At 34.8% G+C, this 24539-nt stretch carries 17 protein-coding genes and 3 tRNA genes; 10 read left to right on the forward strand and 10 right to left on the reverse strand.

Annotated features, from left to right (window positions below; translation table 11 throughout):
- The first annotated feature begins 41 nt into the window (after window positions 1–41).
- The 4 genes from ACHRV5_RS16180 to rpsT all read left to right on the forward strand — a co-directional run bounded on the left by ACHRV5_RS16180 (window position 42) and on the right by rpsT (window position 752).
- Window positions 42–113, forward strand: a tRNA-Glu gene (locus tag ACHRV5_RS16180).
- A gap of 44 nt (window positions 114–157) precedes the next feature.
- A tRNA-Glu gene (locus tag ACHRV5_RS16185) sits at window positions 158–229 on the forward strand.
- A 44-nt stretch (window positions 230–273) separates the two neighbouring features.
- Window positions 274–345 (forward strand) — tRNA-Glu (locus tag ACHRV5_RS16190).
- A 155-nt stretch (window positions 346–500) separates the two neighbouring features.
- Window positions 501–752, forward strand: coding sequence for a 30S ribosomal protein S20 (gene rpsT / locus ACHRV5_RS16195; RefSeq protein WP_047778428.1), 252 nt, complete (start codon window positions 501–503; stop codon window positions 750–752).
- Window positions 753–1437: 685 nt separating this feature from the next.
- Here the strand turns inward: rpsT and ACHRV5_RS16200 are convergent.
- Complete coding sequence (locus ACHRV5_RS16200; RefSeq protein WP_047778595.1) at window positions 1438–1851, reverse strand: response regulator; 414 nt, start codon at window positions 1849–1851, stop codon at window positions 1438–1440.
- Between the two features lie 4 nt (window positions 1852–1855).
- Window positions 1856–3568 (reverse strand): PAS domain-containing protein, encoded by a 1713-nt coding sequence (locus tag ACHRV5_RS16205; protein ID WP_395427434.1) that lies wholly within the window; start codon window positions 3566–3568, stop codon window positions 1856–1858.
- A gap of 168 nt (window positions 3569–3736) precedes the next feature.
- Between ACHRV5_RS16205 and typA the strand changes: the two genes are divergently transcribed.
- Window positions 3737–5533 (forward strand): translational GTPase TypA, encoded by a 1797-nt coding sequence (gene typA, locus ACHRV5_RS16210; protein WP_047778597.1) that lies wholly within the window; start codon window positions 3737–3739, stop codon window positions 5531–5533.
- Between the two features lie 698 nt (window positions 5534–6231).
- Here the strand turns inward: typA and ACHRV5_RS16215 are convergent.
- Genes ACHRV5_RS16215 through ACHRV5_RS16225 form a run of 3 tightly spaced genes read right to left on the reverse strand, consistent with a single transcriptional unit; the run spans window position 6232 to window position 10338 of the window.
- Window positions 6232–8571 carry a choice-of-anchor L domain-containing protein gene (locus ACHRV5_RS16215; protein ID WP_395427435.1) on the reverse strand — a complete coding sequence of 780 codons (2340 nt, stop codon included), beginning with the start codon at window positions 8569–8571 and terminating at the stop codon, window positions 6232–6234.
- 15 nt (window positions 8572–8586) lie between these two features.
- Entirely contained in the window at window positions 8587–9423 is an 837-nt protein-coding gene (locus ACHRV5_RS16220; protein ID WP_047778600.1) for an ABC transporter permease, read from the reverse strand.
- A gap of 3 nt (window positions 9424–9426) precedes the next feature.
- The gene (locus ACHRV5_RS16225; RefSeq protein WP_047778601.1) at window positions 9427–10338 is read right to left on the reverse strand and encodes an ABC transporter ATP-binding protein; all 912 of its coding nucleotides are present in this window, start codon (window positions 10336–10338) and stop codon (window positions 9427–9429) included.
- 116 nt (window positions 10339–10454) lie between these two features.
- On the opposite strand from ACHRV5_RS16225, the gene ACHRV5_RS16230 reads away from it, so the two are divergent.
- Window positions 10455–11507: a hypothetical protein gene (locus ACHRV5_RS16230; RefSeq protein WP_395427436.1), complete on the forward strand. Its 1053-nt coding sequence runs from the start codon at window positions 10455–10457 to the stop codon at window positions 11505–11507.
- A gap of 91 nt (window positions 11508–11598) precedes the next feature.
- Entirely contained in the window at window positions 11599–12459 is an 861-nt protein-coding gene (locus tag ACHRV5_RS16235; RefSeq protein ID WP_395427437.1) for a hypothetical protein, read from the forward strand.
- Window positions 12460–12835: 376 nt separating this feature from the next.
- Here the strand turns inward: ACHRV5_RS16235 and ACHRV5_RS16240 are convergent, their stop codons facing one another.
- Entirely contained in the window at window positions 12836–16570 is a 3735-nt protein-coding gene (locus ACHRV5_RS16240) for a metallophosphoesterase (RefSeq protein ID WP_395427438.1), read from the reverse strand.
- Window positions 16571–16596: 26 nt separating this feature from the next.
- Between ACHRV5_RS16240 and ACHRV5_RS16245 the strand changes: the two genes are divergently transcribed.
- Complete coding sequence (locus tag ACHRV5_RS16245) at window positions 16597–17775, forward strand: Pycsar system effector family protein (protein WP_395427439.1); 1179 nt, start codon at window positions 16597–16599, stop codon at window positions 17773–17775.
- 19 nt (window positions 17776–17794) lie between these two features.
- On the opposite strand, the gene ACHRV5_RS16250 is transcribed toward ACHRV5_RS16245, so the two are convergent.
- Window positions 17795–20164, reverse strand: a complete 2370-nt coding sequence (locus tag ACHRV5_RS16250) for a GAF domain-containing protein (RefSeq protein ID WP_395427440.1) — start codon at window positions 20162–20164, stop codon at window positions 17795–17797.
- Window positions 20165–20390: 226 nt separating this feature from the next.
- Here ACHRV5_RS16250 and ACHRV5_RS16255 point away from each other — a divergent pair, with 226 nt between their 5' ends.
- Entirely contained in the window at window positions 20391–21143 is a 753-nt protein-coding gene (locus ACHRV5_RS16255; RefSeq protein ID WP_395427441.1) for an SDR family oxidoreductase, read from the forward strand.
- 73 nt (window positions 21144–21216) lie between these two features.
- Window positions 21217–21798, forward strand: a complete 582-nt coding sequence (locus ACHRV5_RS16260; RefSeq protein WP_395427442.1) for a TetR/AcrR family transcriptional regulator — start codon at window positions 21217–21219, stop codon at window positions 21796–21798.
- Between the two features lie 89 nt (window positions 21799–21887).
- Here ACHRV5_RS16260 and ACHRV5_RS16265 read toward each other — a convergent pair whose 3' ends face one another.
- The 3 genes from ACHRV5_RS16265 to ACHRV5_RS16275 all read right to left on the reverse strand — a co-directional run bounded on the left by ACHRV5_RS16265 (window position 21888) and on the right by ACHRV5_RS16275 (window position 23980).
- A complete protein-coding gene (locus ACHRV5_RS16265; RefSeq protein ID WP_047778609.1) occupies window positions 21888–22946 on the reverse strand; it encodes a nucleoid-associated protein in 1059 nt (352 codons plus the stop codon).
- A 43-nt stretch (window positions 22947–22989) separates the two neighbouring features.
- A complete protein-coding gene (locus ACHRV5_RS16270; RefSeq protein WP_047778610.1) occupies window positions 22990–23349 on the reverse strand; it encodes a four helix bundle protein in 360 nt (119 codons plus the stop codon).
- 91 nt (window positions 23350–23440) lie between these two features.
- On the reverse strand, window positions 23441–23980 hold the full coding sequence (locus ACHRV5_RS16275) for a hypothetical protein (RefSeq protein WP_047778611.1): 540 nt from the start codon (window positions 23978–23980) through the stop codon (window positions 23441–23443).
- Window positions 23981–24539: the final 559 nt, after the last annotated feature.

Raw genomic sequence — 24539 nt, forward strand, 5'->3', positions numbered from 1 at the left:
CTTAAAAATAGTTGTATCTTTGCATCCGCATTAGAGAAGCAGGCCCGTTCGTCTATCGGTTAGGACGCATGGTTTTCATCCATGTAAGAGCGGTTCGATTCCGCTACGGGCTACTACTTTTTTTTGCGAAATAAGTTATTTAACTTGATGTTATTATGGCCCGTTCGTCTATCGGTTAGGACGCATGGTTTTCATCCATGTAAGAGCGGTTCGATTCCGCTACGGGCTACAAATTTCAATTGATTACAATTGGAGAAAACTTAGAAGGAAGCTGGTCTGTTCGTCTAGGGGTTAGGACTCCAGGCTTTCGTCCTGGTAACAGGGGTTCGATTCCCTTACAGACTACAAAATTAGTTGTAAATTAGTTTTATAAAATAAGAGTTGGTGTCTCGATTTTTATTTTATTAGTTAAAACCAAAGTGATTGTTTTACAATTGTGGGAGGTTTTTCTTTTTTAACTAGTATTTATAATAATTATTACATCTAAAATTAAAGAAAAAATGGCAAATCATAAGTCAGCATTAAAAAGAATCAGAAGTAACGAAAAAAGAAGAGTTCTTAACAGATACCAACACAAGACTACTCGTAATGCAATTAAAGCATTAAGATTGTCTACTGAAAAATCTGATGCAGCTTCAAAATTATCAACTGTAATCTCTATGATTGATAAATTAGCTAAGAAAAACATCATTCATGATAATAAAGCTTCAAACTTGAAGTCTAAATTAACGAAACATGTTGCTAAATTGTAATTAAATACAATTTTTTAAAAATATAAAAGCCCTCTTCTGGAGGGCTTTTTTTTGTTTGGTGAAATTTAAGAAAAAGTAAAAATCGCGCAAAGTCGCAAAATCGCAAAGTTTTAATGGGTCAGGTGTGAAAATTGAGATTAAGTAAAAGTGTGTCTAAACCATATAAGTGATGTAAGTTCATTTTAGATTTGGTTTGTACTACTTAAACACAAAGATTGTTGAATTAAATAAAGAAAAGAAATCCATTTTAATCTTAAAAATCTGTGACAAAGAAATAATTCGTACAAATTGGTGCAACTCGTGGCAAATGATTAAAAAATGTCGCAAAGTCGCAAAATCGCAAAGTTCTAATGAAAAAGTAGAAAAAACTTTGAGACTCCATAACATTTTTAGAAATCCAAGGTGAGAAAGTAGAAAACAGAAAGGGTGAGCTAAAAAAAAGAAAAAAAACTTAGCGGCTTGGCGTCTTTGCGAGATCGTCAAAGAGAAAAGTTGAGAAATAGGAGCTTAAAAAGGTACGATTGAAAAGCATAAGATCGTTAATAAGTGTTCTGTATTGTATCGTTTTTGAAGAAAGAGCAGAGTAGATAAGAAAAAAAACGACCCTTTCTAAGTTCACCCATATTTACCTTCCCATTGGAATTTGGAATTTAAAAAATTTGGAATTTTAAAAAAAATAAGCCCCTCAAGGCGCAATTTTTTTCTTTAGGTATTCCAGCATCGGTTGTGTGACAGGTTTGGAAAGAAAATCGATGATAATAGGGTATTTTTTTGCTTTGGCTAAATCTTCAGGGTCAATTGTGGAAGATAATACGATGACATTGGCTGTATTGAATTCGGCATAATCCGGAGAGGTAAAGTGGTCCAGGAACTCCCATCCGCTCATAACGGGCATGTTAAGGTCTAAAAAGATCAATTCCGGTTTTTTGTTGACTTTGTTTTTGCAGTTATTGTATTTTAAGGTGTTAAAGTGGTGTAATGCTTCTTCGCCATTTTGTGCTGTGATAATTTCATTTGAGAATGAAGATTTTGAAATTACTTTTTTGCATAACATTAACGTGATTGGATCATCGTCAATGCATAAAATTTGCTCAAGCATAATGTTAATTTTTAAATGTTATTGTAAATGTAGTTCCTTTGTTGACTTCGCTTTCGATGCTTATTGTTCCTCCCATGGTTTCTACTTGTGATTTTACGAGATATAAACCTAGACCTTTACTGTCAGGATAATTGTGAAATCTCTGGTATAGCCCGAATACTTTGTCTTTATTTCTTTCCAGATCAATTCCGATTCCATTGTCTTTAAAGGTTAATATGGCTTTGTGGTCGATTTGTTCGGCGACGATGGATATTTTTAACTTTCTGTTTTCGGATTTGTATTTGATGGAATTGGTTAGCAGGTTGAGTAAAATACTTTCAATATAAGCTTTATTTGTGTTTAATAAGGGTACTCTGTCGAATTTGAGTTTGATAATTGGTTTATGTAGTTCGATCTGAAAAGACAGTTGGCTGAAAACGTTTTCAAAAACTTCTTTCAAAGAAACTTCTTCTTTTTGCATCGAAGGGTTGTCTTTGATGATGATTACTTTTACTAAATCGTTTATCGTTTCGTTTAATAAATGTGTCGATTTGTTGAAACCGGCTAGGATTTCTTCGAGTTCAGGATTTTCTATCGGAATATCCTCTATCAGGTTTAAAAGCCCGATTAGATTAGAGAGCGGTGCTCTTAGGTTATGGGATGTTATATAAGAGAATTGTTTTAAATCTTTGTTGTTTTGTGTTAGTTCGCGAATAAGATGTTCTTTCTCTGTTTCTAGTTTTTTCTCATCTGTAATGTCTCTTTGAATGGAGATCCAGTGGGAAATAACCCCTTCGTTATTGAAAATCGGAATCATGGAAAACCGAACCCAATATTCTTCTTTTTGTTTGGTGTAGCCTATCGTTTCGATCAGGCATTCCTCTTCGTTTTTAATTGCTTTTAATAGTTTTTTCAACTCATCGGAATCTGAATTTGGTCCTTTGTTGAAAATGTTTGTTGATTTTCCTATTATTTCATTGGGCTGGTAACCCGACATTTGTGAGAAGGCAGGGTTGATGTAAACTATTTTAGGAATTCTGCCGCTTGCTGAATTGGCTTCTGTGATTAAAATCGAATCTTTAGATTGTGTGATTACCGTTTCTAAAAGTTTCAATCGTTGTTCTTCTTCTTTCTGTTTTGTAATGTCCTGAATAGCTCCAATCATTCTGATGGCTCTGCCGTTTTCATCTTTCAATAAAAACCCTCGGTCTAAAACATATTTATAAGTTCCGTCTGCGCATCTGAAACGATATTGATCCTGCCATTTTTCTGTTTTCTGTTCAATAAAAGAATAAAGTTTAATAGACATTCTGATACTGTCTTCCGGATGGATTTTATCAAACCACCATTTTGATGTTTTGCCTACCTCTTTATGGTTGTATCCAAAAACGCTTTCTATTCCTTTGTTCCATCCGATGCTGTCTTTCTGAATTTTCCAGTCCCAAATGGTATCGCTCGTTGCTTTTGCTACAATGTCATATTTTTCGTTCGATTCTTTAATGTCTTCGTTTGTTTTCTTTAATTTTTCAAAAACGGCAACATTTTTACTTTCGTTTTTTGCCAGTATGTATTTGAAAATAAGACCAGTTATAAGTATGAATAAAATGTCTTTAATGAAAAATAAATAAAAGTTTTCTTTGGAGGAAATGAAGCTGGCGAGTAGTTTATGACAGATTATAGCCATAAATAACGAAATGATAATATAAATTAGAGTAATTTGGAGAGTTTTACTTTTCATCACTCAAATATAGTTAAATTAACCATAATTAAACAATAATTAAAGTTCATTTTGAGGCGTAAATTTACATTGATTTAAACAACTAATTGCTTGTCTGTACGCAAACTATCGCAGAAACGTTTTTTATATCAAAATAAAGTGTACCTTTGCACCCATTAAAAATCACAGATGGAATCTATTAGAAACATTGCAATTATTGCCCACGTCGATCACGGTAAAACCACTTTGGTTGATAAAATTATGTATCACTGTCAATTATTTCGTGACAACGAAAACACAGGTGATTTAATTCTTGATAATAACGATTTAGAGCGCGAGAGAGGTATTACTATTACTTCTAAGAACGTATCAGTTCAATATAAAGGAACAAAGATCAATATTATTGACACTCCTGGCCACGCGGATTTTGGAGGTGAAGTAGAACGTGTTTTGAACATGGCCGATGGTGTATGTTTGCTAGTGGATGCTTTTGAAGGTCCAATGCCACAAACGCGTTTCGTATTACAAAAAGCGATTGACTTAGGTCTTAAGCCTTGTGTAGTTATCAACAAAGTTGATAAAGAAAACTGTACTCCTGAAGAAGTTCACGAAAAAGTTTTTGACTTAATGTTTGAATTAGGTGCTGAAGAATGGCAGTTGGATTTCCCAACCGTTTATGGTTCTGCTAAAAATAACTGGATGTCTGACCATTGGGAAAACGTAACTGATAATGTTGAAGCATTATTGGATATGGTTGTTGAAAATGTACCAGCTCCTAAAGTATCAGAAGGTAATCCTCAAATGTTGATTACATCTTTAGATTTCTCAGCTTTTACAGGACGTATCGCTATCGGTCGTTTAGAAAGAGGTGTCTTGAAAGAAGGAATGCCAATTTCTTTGGTAAAAAGAGATGGTACTGTATCAAAATCAAGAATTAAAGAATTACATACTTTTGAAGGTCTTGGACGTAAAAAAGTAACTGAAGTAATTGCTGGAGATATTTGTGCTATTGTTGGTGTTGAAGGTTTCGAAATTGGAGATACTATTTCTGATTTTGAAAATCCTGAAGGTTTAGCTTCTATTGCTATCGATGAGCCAACAATGAGTATGTTGTTTACTATTAATGACTCTCCTTTCTTTGGTAAAGAAGGTAAATTTGTAACTTCTCGTCATATTAGAGAAAGATTGACAAAAGAATTAGAGAAAAACTTAGCTATGAAGTTAGGTGAAACTGATTCTGCTGATAAATTCATGGTTTTTGGTCGTGGAGTACTTCACTTATCTGTTCTTATTGAAACAATGAGAAGAGAAGGATATGAGTTACAAATCGGACAACCACAAGTTATCATCAAAGAAATTGATGGTAAAAAATGTGAGCCTATCGAGGAATTGACAATCGATTTACCGGAATCACTTTCAGGTAGAGCGGTAGAGTTTGTTACCATGCGTAAAGGTGAAATGTTGAGTATGGAAACTAAAGGGGAACGTATGATTGTTAAATTTAATATTCCATCTCGTGGAATTATTGGATTGCGTAACCAATTACTTACTGCAACAGCTGGTGAGGCTATTATGGCACACCGTTTCATTGGATATGAGCCTTACAAAGGTGAAATCTCAGGACGTAACAAAGGTTCGTTAATTTCTATGGAAAAAGGAAAAGCTATTCCTTATTCTATCGATAAATTACAAGATCGTGGTAAATTCTTCGTTGAGCCAAATGCTGAAATCTATGAAGGTCAGGTAATTGGAGAAAACTCTCGTGGTGATGATATGTGTGTAAACGTAACGAAAGAGAAAAAACAGTCTAACGTTCGTTCTTCTGGAAATGATGAAAAAGCGAGAATTATTCCTCCAATCATTTTCTCTTTAGAAGAAGCATTAGAGTACATTCAAAAAGATGAATATGTAGAGGTTACTCCAAAATCTATTCGTTTGAGAAAAATCTACTTGACAGAAACTGATAGAAAAAGATTTAAATTCTAATTTATTTAAATTTCAATATAAAAATCCCAAATTCCAATCTATGGAGTTTGGGATTTTTTTTACAACAAATATTGGAATTTGGAATTTAGAAAATTGGATGTTAAAATTCAGTTTGTCCTTTCGACGAAGGAGAAATCACACAAGAAATTCCGTAAAGAAAAGCGCCAATCTTTGTCGAATATTGGATGTGATTTCTCCTTACGTCGAAATGACAGAACCATAGGCAGAGGTTTAAAATCCAATATTAAAAATCCCAAATTCCAATTCAGGAGTTTGGGATTCTTTTTTTTATATAAGTATTGGAATTTTAAATTTTTAATATTAGATGTAAAAATTGAGTTTGTTTAAAAGAATTATTTCAAAAAACGCACTTAGTTTGTCCTTTCGACGAAGGAGAAATCACACAAGAAATTCCGTAAAGAAAAGCTCCAATCTTTATCGAATATTGGATGTGATTTCTCCTTACGTCGAAATGACAGAACCATAGGTAGGGGTTTAAAATCCAATATAAAAAATCCCAAATTCCAATGCCGGAGTTTAGGATTCTTTCTTAATAAGTATTGGAATTTGGAATTTAAAAAGATTGGAATTTATTAAAAGTTATCTTTTAAGACTATGATGATCTCTAGAGTTTGGAATTCTTTTTTTACAATAAATATTGGAATTTGGAATTTTAAAAATTTGGAATTTATTAAAAGTTATCTTTTAAGACTAAAGTGCCCTTTAACATTTTTGCCATTAATAAAGTTTAAATCAAACCAATAATCAGCTGCGGGTAATTGCTGGCCGTTGAATACTCCATTCCAGCCTGAGCTGTTTTGATTCATTTGTTTTAATAATTTTCCGTAACGATCAAAAATCGAAATGGTGTAGTTCGGAAGTTGATCTAAGTTTTCGATCAGCCATAAATCATTATGACTGTCCCCATTTGGAGTGAAAAATCTTGGGTAGTCTAATACATAGACCAAAAACAAATTGGAACTACCACAACCGTTTTTGTCTCTCGCAATGGCGTTATAGATTCCCGGGCTAACTCTTGTGAATAAAGGGTCATCTTGAAAAGAAATTCCGTCTAGTGAAAATTCATAATTTCCAACTCCGGTATATTTTAGTAGAACAGAATTATCATTCGCAGAGAAATCTTTAATAATAGCATCGGTAATAACAGCCGGTTCAGATAAGGTTACTTTGTATTTTTTAGTCTTTTCGCAGCCGTTTATATCAGTCACTTTTACCGAATAATCTCCGGGATTAGTAACGGTAATACGATTGCTTGTGTCTCCTGTAGACCAAACGTAGCTGCTAAAGCCGGGATCTGCTACCAGATCAATCTGATTTCCTTTGCATAAATAAGCGGTCTCATCTTCAAAATTTGGCGGATCAAAAACATTTACAACCAAAGTAATTGGGGTAATGTCATAACAATCGGCTCCATTGACCACTCTTGCATAAATGGTTTGGGAATACGCTGTAGTGTTTTTAAAGAGATTTGGTAACGCATTTACTTCCGTTATCGCATCAATTGCAGTGAGATAATAATAAGGAGTTAATCCGCTTGGTAAACCTGTGGTAAGTTGTGGGTTCACTTGTGCTTTAAGATCAAATTGATAGAACCCATCAGGATTACCATCATCGTCGCAGGTTTTTATTGGATTTTGATCAGCGATTGTTGTGGTTGCAATTTGTAAAGTGACTTCGACAATTTTATAACATTTGTATTGGTTTTCAATTCTGGCGTAGATAATTTGATTGGGGCTTTTATTGATATAGTTTCCCGGATTTGCAATGGCGTTTGTTTTAGCTTGTGCATTAGCCAGAGATTCGTAATACCCATTGTTTGTAATGGTCGAAACATTGTTTTTTATAATATTATCTACTTTGGTCAAATTGAAGATTGAAAAGCCGTCGGTATCATCATCACATTGTAAAAGGAGAGTATTTGTTGAAAGTATTTCGGGAGCATAGTCAATTTTGATTTCTCCATAGGCTGTACAGCCTGTTGTTTTAAGTGAAGCTTCAATTTTATAAGTTCCGGCATCAGTCACTTCAAAAGTTGCATTTGTGCCTAAAATAGTGGTAGGGTCTTCTTTTTTATACCATTTAAAATTATAGTCTGCGATGTCCAGTTTGGAGTCTAGTACTACCTTTTCTCCAAAACAGGCAGGATTATTGGCAGCAATCGTACGGTCTTCGCCTAAGTCAATTTTCGAAAGAAAACTTCCGGCTTCCAGGAAAATGGCTGACTCCAGATTTTCATTTTGATCATCGGCTATGACTAATTTTACATGGTATGTTTTTCCTGAGACTACAGTAGACTGAGCGGTCATAACTACTGTTTGTCCTGCGTAATTTACCGGACTGGTATTGGTGTTTAAACCATTAAAAAAGTTTAGATTTGAAGCTGGGCAACCTGTATAGGCAATCCCTCCTGGTCGCACTCCGGGACCAATTGCCGGACGAATGTTTACAGAAGAAACGGGAGTGGTAGTTTTGGGTAATACCGCTAGATTGGTGTAAGGATCACTTGTTCCGGCTTCTCTAATTAAAAAAGCAAAGCCATCAGAATAGCGACACGGATAATCGTATTGGTATTCATTTGAAGCAAAAATATAATTAAAACTCAATGAATTTGCGGTAGCAACAAAATCAAATTCCAGCACTGTTGCATTTACAGACTGAATTCCTAGTACCTGATCGAGATTATCATCCCCTTTCCAGTTGTCACTATCACTGCTTACAACATCACTTACATAGGGGCCAATGGCACTTTGAGCGGTTGATGTCGCTAATACGATTCCTTCTGCAAAAGGAAAACTGCTTCCGTTTCGGTTAAAATAGGCAAAACTTTGTTTCCCCGGTCTAAACGTGTCCCCCAAACCTGTCGCGTTGGTAGCAGCAGCACAAGAGCTGGTAACTAAAACATTTTCAATTAGAAACGTGGGGTCTCTCTGATCGTTAATATTTATGTATTGCGCATTTACTTTTGCAAATGCGCAACTGATAAATAAGACTAATAAAATGTTTTTTAAATAGTTCATAGTATAACAAATATACTATAAATCTCTATTTTTTAATAATTTGTATGAAGAATAGACGAAGATAAATGTCCAGATTAAAACAATCAATATAGGAAGATAATGTACACCATAATCTTTAGTACTTTCAACTCCCATTTGAGTTCCGATAGTTTTTATTACCGACAGTCGTGAAAAGGGTTCAATGATTAAATTTGACATTGCTTCTAATGGAAAAAATTGCATTATGTAATGACCGATGTTACTATCCGGGAAAATTTTAAAAGCCAAAATTCCTTTAACGACTCCTTCGATTATACTCCAAACCAAAAGAAAACCCAAAGCAAATGCAGATCGTTTTACCAAAATTCCTAAAAACAAACAGAACGAAAAGAAGCCCGTTAGTTTTACAAAAAAAGCTAAGAGATAATCCAAATCTGTAAAAATAATTCCAAATTCGGTATAAGAAGAAAAGCACAATCCTAAGATTAAGCTCATCACAAAGACAAAAATGGTAGAGCACAAAGCAAAAACAACAACGGTTAAAAATTTAGACAATATAAATTCTTTTTTGCTTAAACCGTCAATCAGATTTTGTTTTAAAGTCCCGTAACTATATTCATTAGCCATCATAGAAACAATAACAATGGCAAGGAAAAACTTGAGCCATGCGGCAATATAAGTGTTAAAATGCCAGATAAAAGGGAAATTGAAAATTCCCATTTCAGCCAGATGGAATTTAAAAACACCAATATCAAATTTGATCGAAGCAATTAAGGCAATGAATGAAAGTAAAATGAAATAGGTTAACGTTAAGACACGACTGGCTTTGTTTTTCCAGATTTTTTGCAATTCTATAGAGATAAGTCTGTTCATGGTTTAGTTGTTTTTTGGAGTGGTATTTTTGGTTAATTCTAAAAACTGGGCTTCTAAGCTGTTTTTGCGTTTTACTAAATGACTTAGTGCAATGTCTTTAGAGAATAAATACAAATTCAGTTCAGAGGCAGACAAATCGGATTTTAGGTATACCAAAACCTTTCCTTCTTCTTCGACCACATGGTCTACGGTCGGATGTTCTTGCAGCACGTTTTTCAAGGCTTCATTATCATTGGCCTGAACTTCAAAAAAGCCTTCGTTAGCAGACATTCCGTCAACAGAACCGGAGTATAGGATTTCTCCTTTTCGCAGTACAATTACATGCGAACATACTTTTTCGACTTCGTCCAGCAGATGGGAGGCCAGTAAAATAGTAGTTCCCTGTGAAGCAATTTTTCGGATAATATCACGAATCTGGTGAATTCCCTGTGGGTCTAAACCATTTGTTGGTTCGTCTAAAATTAAAATTTCAGGATCGTTTAACAGCGCCGAAGCAATAGCCAGACGTTGTTTCATCCCTAAAGAAAAAGTGCTGAATTTGCTGTTTTTTCTTTCCGTTAGACCTACTAAATCCAGCTTTTCATTAATTTTAGAATAATCAATGCTTTTTATTTTGCAAACCAATTTCAGGTTTTCTTCTGCCGTCATGTAGGGGTAAAAGTTCGGTCTTTCTATAATGGCACCTACCTTTTTTAAGGCATCGTGGGTCTGGATTTGTCCGTTAAACCAACTGTAGCTCCCTGATGTTCGGTTTACAACATTCAGGACAATACCCAAAGTGGTTGATTTTCCACTTCCATTGGGACCTAGTATGCCATAAACACGGCCTTTTTGTATTTCAAAAGATACATTTTTTAAGGCTTGAATGCGGCCGTATCTTTTGTGAAGATTTTCGATAGTAAGAATGGTTTCCAAATTTATTTCGGTTTTAGTTTTTAGTATGACGATTCAAGTTGTTTATTGTTACGTCAAATTTTATTTATGTGTTTAAAATTATAATTTACTGTAAATTTGTATTAAAGATATTCAAAATGAGCGAGCCTTTAATGGTCTTAAAAAAACCATCTTACCCTTTATTACCCTCTCTTTTAAGTTACTTGGAACGATACGAACGAATCTCGAAAGTATCTGTGTTCTATGATGATTTATTGCGGTTTTCCGGTTCGGTAAATGTCTATGATAAAAATGAAACAGACACTTTATGGATTCGGGTGTACTACAACGAATTTGAACGAAATGAAATCGATTTAAATTTAAAGAAAATTTATTCTCTTTTACATTCTGATGGTAATAGCGAGATCATACAGTTTTTGAATATTGATGCGATTGACTACTGTACCTTCGGAAATTCGAAACCATTCCGGATAAAAGTCCGAAATATTCTCAATGACAATTACGTTCATTTTTATATTAAAAAAGCAGATGCTTCGCGGATTTACGGATTGGAACTGGAAGATATTCTTTCGCCGGATAAAATTAACTTTTTAGTTTATAAAGATACTCTAATCGAAGAGCATATTATTGGGATTCCCGGTGATGTTTTTATGGATACGTTGTTGCACAATTGTAGCGAGATGGAAAAATCTCAGATCGCAAAAGAATTTGTAAAGTTTAATGAGCGTTGCATGATTCGGCTTTTGGGAGACATGAGGGCGTATAATTATGTGATTGTACCGATTCATGATTTTGATCAGGTGGTTTATAAAATCCGTCCGATAGATTTTGATCAGCAGTGTTACGAAGGAAATTTTAAGGTCTATCGTCCTCAGTTTTTTAAGGAAAACTATCCGATGATTAAATTGATTAAAGAAAAGTTAGAAGAACGTTCGATCCTTCAGTATAAAGATGAGGAAAGGGCTATTTTGGCAAAACGTATTCATTCTGCCGAGAACCGAATGAAAAAGTTGTTGAATATTATGTGTCACGACACGATTTCGACAGAAGAACATCTGAATCAACTAAAAATGGAATTGTATCGTTATACTAATGATATGAAATTTAAAAATGCCAGATCGATGGGGCATATTATGTTTGCCGCTTTTGAGTTTATTACGCGTAATTTTAAAAATACGAATTTAGTTTAAAATTATTTTGCCACAGATTGCACAGATTTAAAGGATTTTTTTAATCATTGTAATCTTTTAATCTGTGGCAAAAACTTTAAAATATTATTTTATGAGAAAATTTTTTCTACTTGCTGTTTCAATTGTTTTATTAGCTTGTCAGCAACAATCAGGCAATGATTTAAAAACGCTTTTTTCGCTTCCGAAAAAGCTTAAGGAAGTTTCCGGGATTACTTATTTTCCTAAATCTAATTTGATTTATACTTTGGAAGATAGCGGGAATGCCAACAAAATCTACGCATTAAATGCGGAGGGCAAAATAAATAAAACCATTACCGTTACCAACGCCACAAATGTAGATTGGGAAGATATTACAAAAGATCAGGCCGGAAATATTTACATAGGAGATTTTGGAAATAACGATAATAAACGCAAAGACTTGTGTATTTATAAAGTGGCTAAAAACGAATTGAATAAAGAAAATGCCGTTTCAGAATATAAAATTTCTTTTTCGTATCCGGAACAAACCGAGTTTCCTCCAAAGAAAAAGGAACTGTTTTTTGATGTTGAAAGTTTCTTCGAATATCAGAACAACTTTTATCTTTTCACCAAAAACAGAAGCAAAGGCTTTGACGGTACCGTTTTTATCTATAAAATCCCAAATGCAGCAGGAACTCAAAAAGCCACTAAAATTGGTGAATTTAAAACCTGTGCCAATTACAATCATTGTGTTTTAACAAGTGCAACAATAAGCCCTGACGGAAAAAAAGTGGTGCTGTTAAGTCATGATAAACTTGTTTTATTCAAAGGATTCAAAGGGGATTTATTCCACAAAGGTTCTCAGACTGAAATAGAACTGAATGATTTTTCACAAAAAGAAGCCATCGTTTTCAAAGACAATACAACCTTACTAATCGCCGATGAAAAAACAAACAAAGTAGGAGGTAAGGTTTATGAGTTTAAGTTGAAGTAGTTTGGGGGGGATAATTAGATAATTAGAAAATGTGATAATTAGAAAATGAGATAATGTGAAATGGGGATGGTGACATGCCTGTTTTAAAAGCTAAAAGTGAGCTGTGAAATGGTAATTGCCAGATCATAGCTCACTTTTTTAATTATGAAGAACTTTGTCCCTCTGTTCTTTTGAACCTAGCTAAAAGCTATATGCCGGTCCAAAAATTAGATAATGTGAAATGTGAGTTGTGAAACAAAATGTATTTATTTTTGATTTTTTACGGCATTATTCTAAAAAGGGTCGATATCATTGAGATGCACCCATTTCGTATTTCACATTTCACAAAGAAAAAACTTAGTTACTTAGCAGCTTAGGGCCTTAGCACCTCAGAAAGCTAAAAACTATAGGCTGCCCCAAAAATCACTCGACCCACCTCGTCAGGGGATTTAAAATAAGAGATTCTTGCTGTGACCGTATTTACTGCATTGATCCAAAGTCCACCGCCGTAATCCTGGTGCCATTTTCTGGAGTTTTCTCCGTCAAGCCAAATTCTTCCGTAATCAAAACCGGCCAAAATTCCGTAGGTTAATGGTACAATGGTGCGTTGAATTTTACCAATAGAAAGTCTTAAATCACTGCTTTGAGAGAAGTAAGAATTTCCTAAGAAACGCTCGTTTCTATAACCGCGCAGATCTTTATCACCTCCCAGAGTGGCTCCTTGGTAAAACTCGTAATTGTCATTTAAAATCGCTTTTCCTTTAAGGTAAGTGGCTAAAATCAGTTTGCCGTTTTTGTCAATTTTATGTGTAAAACCTAAAATACTTTCTAACGATGGGAAGTTTTGTTTTGCATCGTCTAAATTGGCGGTCCAACTCGCTTCAATAGAAAAAGCCATTCCTAAAGTTGGTTTTGCTTTAAAGTCGGAATTTTTAAAACTGTATTTCACTTTTACACCTCCAAAAAGTTTACTGTCAAAAATATCAGGATTGATACTGTTAGGTACGTTTATGAATCGGTCTCTGGTTTCTTCCACTTTCATTTGTTCCAGGAAGGGTTTGAAAGTAAACTCACTTCCGTAACGACCAACGTGTCTGATGGCTCCAGCGACTTTAAATTGCTGAATGCGGACTCTGTTGTAATCCATGTCAAATTCCTGATCCTTATTTTGGGTTTCATTTCCGTAACCAAAATAGTTGATGGCAAAATTAGGTGTGGTGTATTTTGACTCCACATCAATAACCCATTTACCTAATAAACCGGGGAAATGTGCATCATAAGTAAATTCCAAACCTCCCGTTGCAAAATAATAAAAACCGTTTAGAACATGTTTTTGCGTGTACGGATTCTGTTTGAAATTGTTAACCGTATAATTTAAATTGAAACCCAATTTCACACCATCATCGGGATTATAACCAATGTTCGGAAGCCCCGAAACTACATTGTATTTGGGTTTTTCGTAATTGTATAAATTGACATCATAATCGTCAGTCAATTGTGTTTGTGTTTTAGAATCTAAATTATAAGTGTTTTGTTTTGATTTAAAATCATATACAATCACTCGTTTTCCGTTTTCAATGTTGTAAATATCATTGTTCTGACCTCCAATTAAACGAATCTTTATATTTGATTTGTGTTTTCCAATTACTTGAAAAGTATCGTTGTCATCTAAACCATACACCCATAAATTTTTGGTTTTGTCGTCGGTGATGTTTTTGGTGTAAATTAAATCATCTCCTTCTTTTTTAACTCTGTACACCTGAATCTCGATGCTTTTTGCGGCATTGTGATTGATGATAAATTTGTCTTTTTTGTCTGTTCCGGCAATCATGACCGTATGGCTCAAAACTTTAAAATAGGTAGAAGCATATTGATCAAGTTCCTTTTTTCGGATCTTTAGTTTTGCCTTAATCTCTTCAATGGTTTGATCCTGAACTTCTTTTGGCAGTTGTTTAAAAGCATGATCGATATCGCTGTCGGTTAAGTTTTCCTGAATAAATTTTGCCTGCGCCAGCCAGTCTTTTTCGTCCGAAGTTTTTAGAAAAGCCAGATCAAGTGGGTAAGGTTCTCTGTTGAACCATTTAACGTTGTCGATTTTATCCTTAAAAGTGCGCATATGACGAAGTGCCGGAATGTTCATTAACAACGAAAGCAAAGCTCCGTCGTATTTTGAAAAGGCCTGATCGCGATCGCGCGGAATCGGTTTGTAAATTACCTTGCCGTCTTTTTTATATTCGCCCCAACGCCATTGATCGCTATGTCTGTCCCAATCGCCAATAAGCATATCAAACAAACGGGCTTTTATATATTCGTTTTCATCAACACTGTATTTTTCATCCTTGTGAAGATTCAGCATCATATCGGTCGTGCTGATAATATCGCTTGGATTTCCGTAACTTTTAACGTCTAAATGGTTGTCAGCAGGTCGTTCTTCCACCATATACAAAGCATCTCCGAAATTGGAGTTGTATTCTTTTAAAGTGCTTTGTTTTGGAATATAATATAAAACCGGATTAGTATGTGGTAAACTCAACTTATCTGCCATTTCACCAACCGCAAAGGGCGTGTAAGGATGAGAAGTGGTATAAAAATCCAACAAGAAATCTTCGGCATACGTATCCTGAAAATCATTTACAATATACTGATCCTTAAAAGCTACAGCTTGTAAAAACTGTGTAGCGCTTTTTTTCATGGCACGCATTACATATTCGCGACCTTTAGCATCAGACATTCTTAACGAAATAGATTGGTGACCGCCACCTTCGCGAATCGGTTTCAAACCACCCATAAGCGTATCCAATGTGGCCGTTTTAGCTTCAATTGGCAGGCTGTAATATTTTCTGTAATGTTTTCCGAATAGAAACGAATGAACGAAACTTTTTCGGGTCATTTCCTTAGTATAAATTGAAGTAGTAAAGGTGGTCGGGAAATTATTCGGAGTCTCAGCAGCCCAGTTAAATTCTTTTGCTTTTATAATTTCATGTTCAAAAAGCTTTTTTTCTTTATTGTTTTCATTTCCAAAATACGTCACTTTAGCATCGCCGCTTTTAAACAAAGTCAGCGTGGCGTACCCATTTCCACCATACGAAAAATCATTCGCGTTAATCGCTCTGGCAGCTTCAGATTTGGAGCCGGCACCGCTTATGATCTGTTTGATGTTTTCTTTATTGACATACTGCAGATTATGATCGTGTCCTGAAACTACGATCACATTTTTTTGCTTTTGTAAAAGAGTTTTAATCCGTTTGATATAAATTGTATATTCTTTGTTTTGAATATCCTGTGGACTTACCCCGGAGGTTTGACGTAACAAATTGATAAAAGAACCTATAATCGGAAGCGGAATTTTTTGCTCTAAAGGGAATAATTGTTTTTCTAATGAAAATTGTCCACCATGCGATCCATTACTCATCAAAGGATGATGAAGGGCAATGATTACAGTCTTTTCTTGATTTTTATTTAGAAGGCTTTCCAGTTCATCAAAAAAGGCTTCTCTGGTTTTGATTTCGCAATTGTCATTAATAGTGGGGTGGTTGTCCCAATCTTCCAGAAACCATTCACTATCAATAGCTATCAGCGTGGTGATACTGTCGATTTTAACATCTTCGATTGCACAGCTTTTTCGGGGTAGGAATGCTTTTTTATCCTTAAGATAATCGGTTACAAAAGCAGCCTGACGTTCTAGCCCTTTAATGCCATTATACCAATCATGATTTCCGGGAATTACAATGGTTTTTCCTTTAAATCCTTCTGTTAGTTTTAATTGGTTGGTAAGTTTTGTTTCCGCTAAAGCCTTCTCAGCAGCATTGTCGTTACTGGGAAAACCTTTTGGATAGATATTATCCCCTAAGAAAAGTAAAGTGGCTTTTTTGCTTGATTTTTTTAATTTTTCATGCAATAATTCCAACGTTTGTTGTGCTTGTACCTGATCTGCATTGCCGGCATCGCCCACTAAATAAAAAGTGTGCGCAATTTTTATGGTATCGGTTGCGTTTTCGTCTTTATTGGCACTCACATTTTTCCCGTATTGAGGTTTATGTGTTGCACATGAGCCTAGTATAAGCAGCAAAGTTAAAGTAGTGGAATAATTTTTAATTATAGTAATGAAAGGATTATCCGAAAACATTTTCATAATTTCGTAGTATTAAAATATTCTTTATGAATCTAATAGAACAGTCCGAAGATTTCGTTAGTAAATTACTCAAAGATAAACTTTCTAATTTATATTCTTACCATAATATTAACCATACTTTTAATGTAATAAGTGCTGTTAATAAGCTTTGTGCAAAGGAAAATGTGGATGGGGCAGAGAAAGATTTACTTTTAGTAGCGGCATGGTTTCATGATACCGGTTATGTAAACGGTGTCGTAAACCACGAAAGTGAAAGCGTAAAGATTGCCACAACGTTTCTAAAGGAGAAAGGGCAGTCTGATGAATTTATAAATGAAGTTTCTAAATTGATTTTGGCTACCGTAAAAGAGTATGTGCCACAAACCGAATTAGAAAAGATCATTAAAGATGCCGATTATGTTCATATTACCAGTTTAGAATATGAGTCGACTTGCGAATTATTGCGTTTTGAATTAAAAAACAGCATGAATCTTTCTTTTTCTGACCTGGATTGGGCGAGGGAAAATTTGAATTTTTTAATGAACAAACATCGATTTTATACCGATTATGCTATTAAAAAGTGGCAGCCATTAAAAGAGAAAAATATCGTCATGGTTCAAAAAAGAATCAATAAGCAGGAACTGAAAAAGGTAAAAGAGCTTGAGGACGAAGAAAAAAAGAAAGAAAAGATCGAAAAACCGGATCGCGGAATCGATACATTGTTTCGCGTTACCCTTGGAAATCATACCCGTTTAAGCGGTATTGCAGATAGTAAGGCCAATATTTTATTGTCTGTAAATGCGATTATTATTTCGATCGCACTCTCTACGATTATTCCAAAATTAGACAGCCCAAAAAATGTACATTTAGTAATCCCGACTTTTGTCATGCTGATGTCAAGTGTGATTACGATCATTTTTGCGATTCTGTCAACACGACCAAAAGTAACTTCAGGATTTTTTACACGAGATGATGTAGAAGCAAAAAAAGTAAATCTGATGTTTTTTGGAAATTTCTACAAAATGCCTCTTGAAGATTATGATTGGGCTATGAATGAAATGATGAAAGACCGTGATTATTTGTATTCAACCATGATCAAAGATTTGTATTATTTGGGATTGGTTTTACAGCGTAAGTATAATTTACTCCGAATTGCGTATAACTTTTTTATGTTCGGAATTATTATAACGGTTATTGCGTTTGTAGTAGCGTTTAAAAATCTTTAAAAAAAAGCTCAACTAAAAATTAGTTGAGCTCATCTAATAAATCTTGATAAGTGATTTTTTTTGCGTTTGTATTCGTAATGTTGTTAATCACTTTTACACGAATGGCTCTCAAGCCTGAAACCCCTTGTAAATCTTCAACTTCAAATTGTTCGATGGCAGGTTCAAGTATTTTTTTATGCTGTAAGTACTTAATATACTTTAGATATTCTGTTTCTTCGCTGTTTTGAGAATACACAATCGTAATTTTTTCTTTCTCTGTAATACGATCCTTTGTTCCTTTGATGTTGGCTTTATCAATACGTTTTTTAACGACTTCATATCTCGCATTATAAGTCCCGTCAACATCAAAACGCTTTTCATCCATTCTGAAGCGGATAGAAATCGCTGCGCTGAATACCAGGATCAAAGAAGTTACATCCAATTCATAAGGTAGAGACTCTTTCAGCTGATGATGCTCCAATTCCATTTCACATAAAGTCTGCAGTTGCCATAAGCGTAGGTTGTGCAGATACATGATATCAAACGGTTTTGTTGGTGCAATCGAGGCTCCAATATACAAATTGTGCTCCACACCATCCGTTTTAAAACGTTCGTAATAGTGCGGATATATTTGTTGTGCTTCTACTTGTTTTCTGTCCAGAACCGAAGCCAGTTTTTTATTGATAATCGACATCGCATTATCAAATTTCTTTCTTTCCTGATAAAACATTCCGGTTTTTTGATCCAGAGTCGCAAAATACAATTCTTCCAGTTTTTCGCTTTTAGCCGTATTTTTTGTGTTTTTCAGAATCGGATGAATTTCTTCCTCAATATAACGCTGAATGTGTTGTTCTGTATCTGCTTTTAAAGGCTGGTCCAATTCGTCACGAAGCGATTCCAGTTCAAATTTACGCTGTTCCAAAAGCATCAGATTCGTGTTTGGCTTTTGGTTTTCGAAAATTTCTAAAATCGTAGTCAGCTGATTTTTTAAATCTCGTTTTACGGTTTCGTTTCGGTGTTCCGATGAACCTTTAATATCGATTTGTCCGTATAAAGGAAAAACATTTTTAAAGACAATTTCCTTAAAAATATAATCTTTGGTTGGATTGGTATTTTGAAAATAGTTTTGTGATTCTTTTTTAAACTTCCAATATACACTTGGATGAATCGTCGTATACTCCCGTTGAATTATCGCTTCAACCTGATGTTGCATATCGGTATTGTAGCGGTCAATTGTATCGGTTAAATACGGTAACACCAATTCGAGTTTGGTAGCGTTTATGCTGTTGAGTTCTCTTGGTTTTTTAGATACTAATTCTACAACTCCCAATAAATGCCCGTCTTTTACAACCGGTGCAAAAACGCAACTGTGAATGCCTTGTTTTAACAAATGCTCGCCCAGTTTTTTATTTTCCGATGCTTCGATAAATTTTGTAACATTAGAGATAACAAAAGGTTCTTTATTATCTAATAGATTTTCAAAAGAACATCCAAAAAAAGCATTTTTGCAATCTACTTCCTGATCAGACGAAAGTAAAAAACTTTGCATTTGATGGTCGTATTTAACCGGCTTGATAAATTTTTCGTCTTCGGGATTGTAAATGATAAAACCCACTTCAAGATCAGGAATTTTGAAAATAGACCTAAAAATGGCAGCAATCACTTCGTTGGTAGCAACGGACTGTGTATCGGGTTTTAATAAATTGCTTTTTAAATTGGAGATCGCGCTTTCTGTAGTAGCATCAAACAAAGAAACAATTCCAAACCCCTTCAAAGTCCAACTTCCGGGTGGGAACTTAGATTTCCAAAGTGTTATGTCATTGTAATTGTCGATTAACAGATCAATATCGTCTTGTGTAAGCGGTAATGCGTTTTCTGTTGGCGTGATTTCCATAAAATCGGCATTGTACAAAATACGATAATGTTTTTCTACACCGTCTTCATCCGGTATATCATAAAAGAAGGGTTTGTTAAAATCGATCTTTTGTTTGTAATAACTGCTTAAAATTAAACAACAATTATTGATATAGAATTGATGACTGTCAAAATCACGAATTTCCATATAAAATTCATCGCCTGCATTTCGTAAAATTTTCTTGAAACGCTCTGTATAGTTGAAGGAGATATTTTGAAAAGGGATTGTAATCGCTTTTATCTCGTTATTGGTTAAAGCAGTTGGGAATAAATCAGCTGATATATTTTTGATTAAAGCTTCATTTTTTTTAATGATGCTGAAATCTTCAATTCCGGTTCTGAACTCGGGTATCGTTTCTATTTCTTTCAAAATAGCTTTGGCGTAGTTAGAGCGATAATCAACATTCGATAAAGCAATTTCTTCAAAAGATTCAATTAGCCTGTGAAAGGAGATTATGGTTTTGAAAGGACTTTCGCTGTTTAAAAGACTATCCATTTTAATTTGTTTTTAGGCTGTAAATTTAAGTATAAATTAAAGATGTTTACTCCTTTTATTATTTCTTTCGTTTATGACCCCATAGATTTTTTTACTAAGGGAGCAGCGCAATTGTCGAGGTTGTTTTTTTAACAAAGTATTAACTAAATCAATAACGGAACGATTGTTCCGTTATTATATCTTTGCCCTGTAATAATCAATTAATCAATACTATAAAAATAAGAAAATGAGAAATTTAGAAAGAAAAGTAGCCATTGTAACGGGCGGAAATAGCGGAATTGGGTATGCAACAGCAGCAGAATTAGCTGAACGTGGAGCCAGCGTAATTGTTACCGGAAGAGACCAAGAGACATTAACGAGAGCCGAAGAAGAATTAAACGTAACAGGAATTGTTGCCGATCAATCGGATTTGAAATCAATTGATAATTTGGTATCAGAAGTTTCAGCAAAATTTGGTAAAATTGATATTGTCTTTTTGAATGCCGGAATTGCTTCTTTTGCTCCATTAGAATCTGCATCTGAAGGACATTATGATTCGATTATGGATATCAACGTAAAAGGCGTTTATTTCACACTTCAAAAGTTATTACCTATTTTGAATGATGGCGGTTCGGTTATTTTTAATACTTCAATAAATGCTAGTGTCGGGATGCAAAACTCAGGAGTTTATGCCGCAAGTAAAGCAGCGCTTTTATCTTTAAACCGTGTCTTTGCGACCGAATTAGCACCAAGAAACATTAGAATAAATGCCATCTCACCAGGACCAATTGAAACACCGATTTTCGGAAAACTAGGTTTAGAAAAAGAAGAAATCGATGGATTTGGAGCAGCTTTAAGCGATAAAATTTTATTAAAACGTTTTGGTAAACCTTCAGAAATTGCAAAAACAGTTGCTTTTCTTGCTTCAGACGACGCTTCGTTTATAACAGGGACAGAGATTGTCGTAGATGGTGGGCTTATCGTAAACACTGTTGTCTAATTTTTTGCTCTAATTACGGAACAATCGTTCCGTAATTTTTTGTATCTTTGTAACGGAATTTAATTACGAAGTCATGGCCAGAACAAAAGAATTTGATGAGGATCAGGCTCTGGATAAAGCGATAGAAATCTTTTGGTGCAAAGGGTATAACGGTACTTCAGCGCAGGATTTGGTATCTCATTTGGGCTTGAGTCGTTCGAGTTTGTACGATACTTTTGGAGATAAGCAAAAACTTTTTTCAAAAGCTTTAAAAAGATATCTCAAACAAGGACAGGAGGGGACTAAGGACCTTCTAAACCAACCCGAGGACATAAAAGTCATACTTACAGAACTCTTTAAACAAGCCATTATTGAAAGTTTGGACGATCGAATGACAAAGGGCTGTTTTGTAGTGAATGCTGCCGTTGAACTGGCGATGCATGATGAAGAGATTGCTAAAATTGTTGCTGATAACAGACAAACAGTAGAAGAGATTTTCTTGGCGGCTGTCAAAAAAGGGCAGGAAGCAGGACAGATTTCAACACGACTGGAAGCAAGAACACTGGCTCGTTTTATCTTTAATAATTATACCGGAATCAGAGTGCTGGCTCGTTCGGGCGAGAAGGACAAACAAGTTTACGATGATATTCTCAAAGCACTGTTTTCTTTGTTTTGATAGTTGGAAAATATACCTATTAAAAAACGGCAATTACAAAGAGTAGTTGCCGTTTTTTGTTTAAGTAAGTAATAGAAAATGAATGACTACTAGCTTTTTTCTTCTTTATTGAAGTAAACTAAATAGTAATACATTTGTTTTTCTTCATCCCAGCCTTTTTCAACAAATTTTTCTGCACTTTCAGGGTTGATAAAATCCATTTTAATCTGAATATGAGTATCCAGGTTAATCACGTTTTTAATCGATTTTCTAGCGTCAGAAACCGCTGAGTTGGCGATAGGGAATGAGGTTACATCTTCGATGCTGTATTTTTCTCCTTTATCAACTTTATAATTTTTGAATTCAGGAATTAAGTCAGGATTATCTAATACTTCATTTAAGAAATTTTGTTCTTCAAACTGATCATTTTTAGCGAAATAATTCACGGATCGGTTCATAAACATTACCTCTTCTTTTTTGTCTTCTGCCGGTAAAACCACATCTTTCGCGAAGTTTTGACAGAACTTTAAGTATTTTTTAGTGATGAAGTTTTCATCTTCAAAAGCATCAACAGATAAAAAGTGCTCTAACCAATAACGCGCATCATAACGATTGCTGTCTACAGTCAGAATTTTGTACCCTTCTTCTTTTTTATAATTAAAAATCAAACATCCTTTGTCCAGTTTACTCAGGTTGATTCCTTGTTGCAGGATCATCTCAAGGTTACTGTTTTTTTCTTCAAATTGTAAAAAGTCAGCCTGTAATTCGCTTTTAAAAATTCCAATCGCATCAACTACATTGTTATCAATGCTCAGATTGGTTAAATAGGTTACATAAACCTCTCCGTTTTTAATGTGCGGATGGTTCGACTGCTCAAATAAATGTGTCGTGATTCTTTTAGAAATCTCTTGTACATTGCCCGGATTATCAAAAATCTCCGAAGCATATTTGTACATATCATTATAATCCAAATCTACTTCGTGCGCAAACTGATAATAGTTTTCTTCTTTTTCTCTAAAAGGCTTAAAAAAGTACTCTTTTATCAGAGGCACAATTTCGTCATTTAAGTTAAATGGTTGTTCCGATAAAAAAATCGCTTCATTTCTGCTTTTGTTTCCTACGCGGTGTATCGAAAGCGACTCGATGTGGGTGTTGAATAAGTTGATCATATTTAAAGGTTCTGAGGTTCTGAGTTGCTAAGGTTCTGAGGTTTTAGTTTCTTTCTTTTAATTTCTTAATAAATGAAACTAACATTCTCTCTACTTCGCGACTGTCCTCATATAAATTATTAAATTCGTTTTCGTTTAGATAAGCAATGTTTTTTGCTATTTCTAATTGGGTTTGCATTTCAAATAATGAACCTATCGAAATACTTAAAAAGCGTAAAAACTCTTTATTGCTTTCTCTTCCAAAACCTTCCGCAATATTACTTGGTATTGAAATTGAACTGCGTCTTATTTGTGAAGTTAATCCAAATATTTCTTCTTTTGGAAAATGGTTAGTGGAAATATAGATTTTGGTAATCAAGCTCATTGACTTCTGCCAGATTAAAAGCTTTCTGAAATTGCTCATTTGTAATAATTTAAATTTTATTAAAAATAAGAAAATTCTGTAAATAAAAAAAACTTAGAACCTCAGTAACTCAGAACCTCAGAACCTTACGTTAGTTCCAATTCTCCTCAAATCCGAAATCTTCAAAACTATCGTCTCCTTCAAACATATCCAGATCATCTTCGTCTAAATCGTCCTCAAATTCGCCGTAGATATCATCGTGCATGTCCGCTTCAAAGTTTTTTTCTATGGCTTCGTCCGGCATTTCTCCGTGAGAGAATAAGGTTTCCGGATAAGTTGCTCCTGCAGATTGCTCTTCGATAGCAGCCAATTCAACTAAGAAAGTCCACATGTTGATAAAATCGTACACATAGATAATTTTGGTATTTTCTTTGTCTAAGATATCAGATAATGGATAATCACTCATGATTTTATGTTCACCCGGAACGTCACCAGTATCAAAAAGTGGAATTTCATCTTCCTGATTCCAAGTTTCATCGCAGGTATAAAACGAAGCTACTTCCATTCCGTCAAAACCAAAAGCGTTGAAGATCGCATTGTGTAAATCCTCAAGCGTATCGTCTTCAAGAATTGCAATGTCTCTGAAAATGTCTTCTTCGGCGTCTAGAATTACTCTAAATTTATAAACCATAATCTTTGTATTTATTGAGAGGTCAAAGGTAAAATATAAAAAACGAAATACGAATTGTGAATTACGATTTGTTGAAAATATTTTAAAGACGAATTAATCTTACGGATCTAAGCCTTCGACTCCGCTCAGGGTGACATAAATGCGACTGAGACTGAAAACCGAGACTAAAAACCTCCAACTGTCAGGCTGAGCGAAGTCGAAGCCCCTCTCAACGAATCAGCCTTCGACTCCGCTCAGGTTGACATAAAGGTGACTGAGACTGAAAACCGAGACTAAAAACCCCAACTGTCAGGCTGAGCGAAGTCGAAGCCCCTTCTCAACGACCAAGCCTTCGACTCCGCTCAGGTTGACATAAAGGTGACTGAGACTGAAAACCGAGACTAAAACTTCCAACTGTCAGGCTGAGCGAAGTCGAAGCCCTTCTCAACGACTAAGCCTTCGACTCCGCTCAGGGTGACATAAATGCGACTGAGACTGAAAACCGAGACTAAAAACTCCAACTGTCAGGCTGAGCGAAGTCGAAGCCCTTTACAATGAACAAGTCTTCGACTACGCTCAG

Origin of the sequence: Flavobacterium sp. FlaQc-52, from assembly GCF_044007495.1 — a bacterium.
Lineage (GTDB): Bacteria > Bacteroidota > Bacteroidia > Flavobacteriales > Flavobacteriaceae > Flavobacterium > Flavobacterium cupriresistens.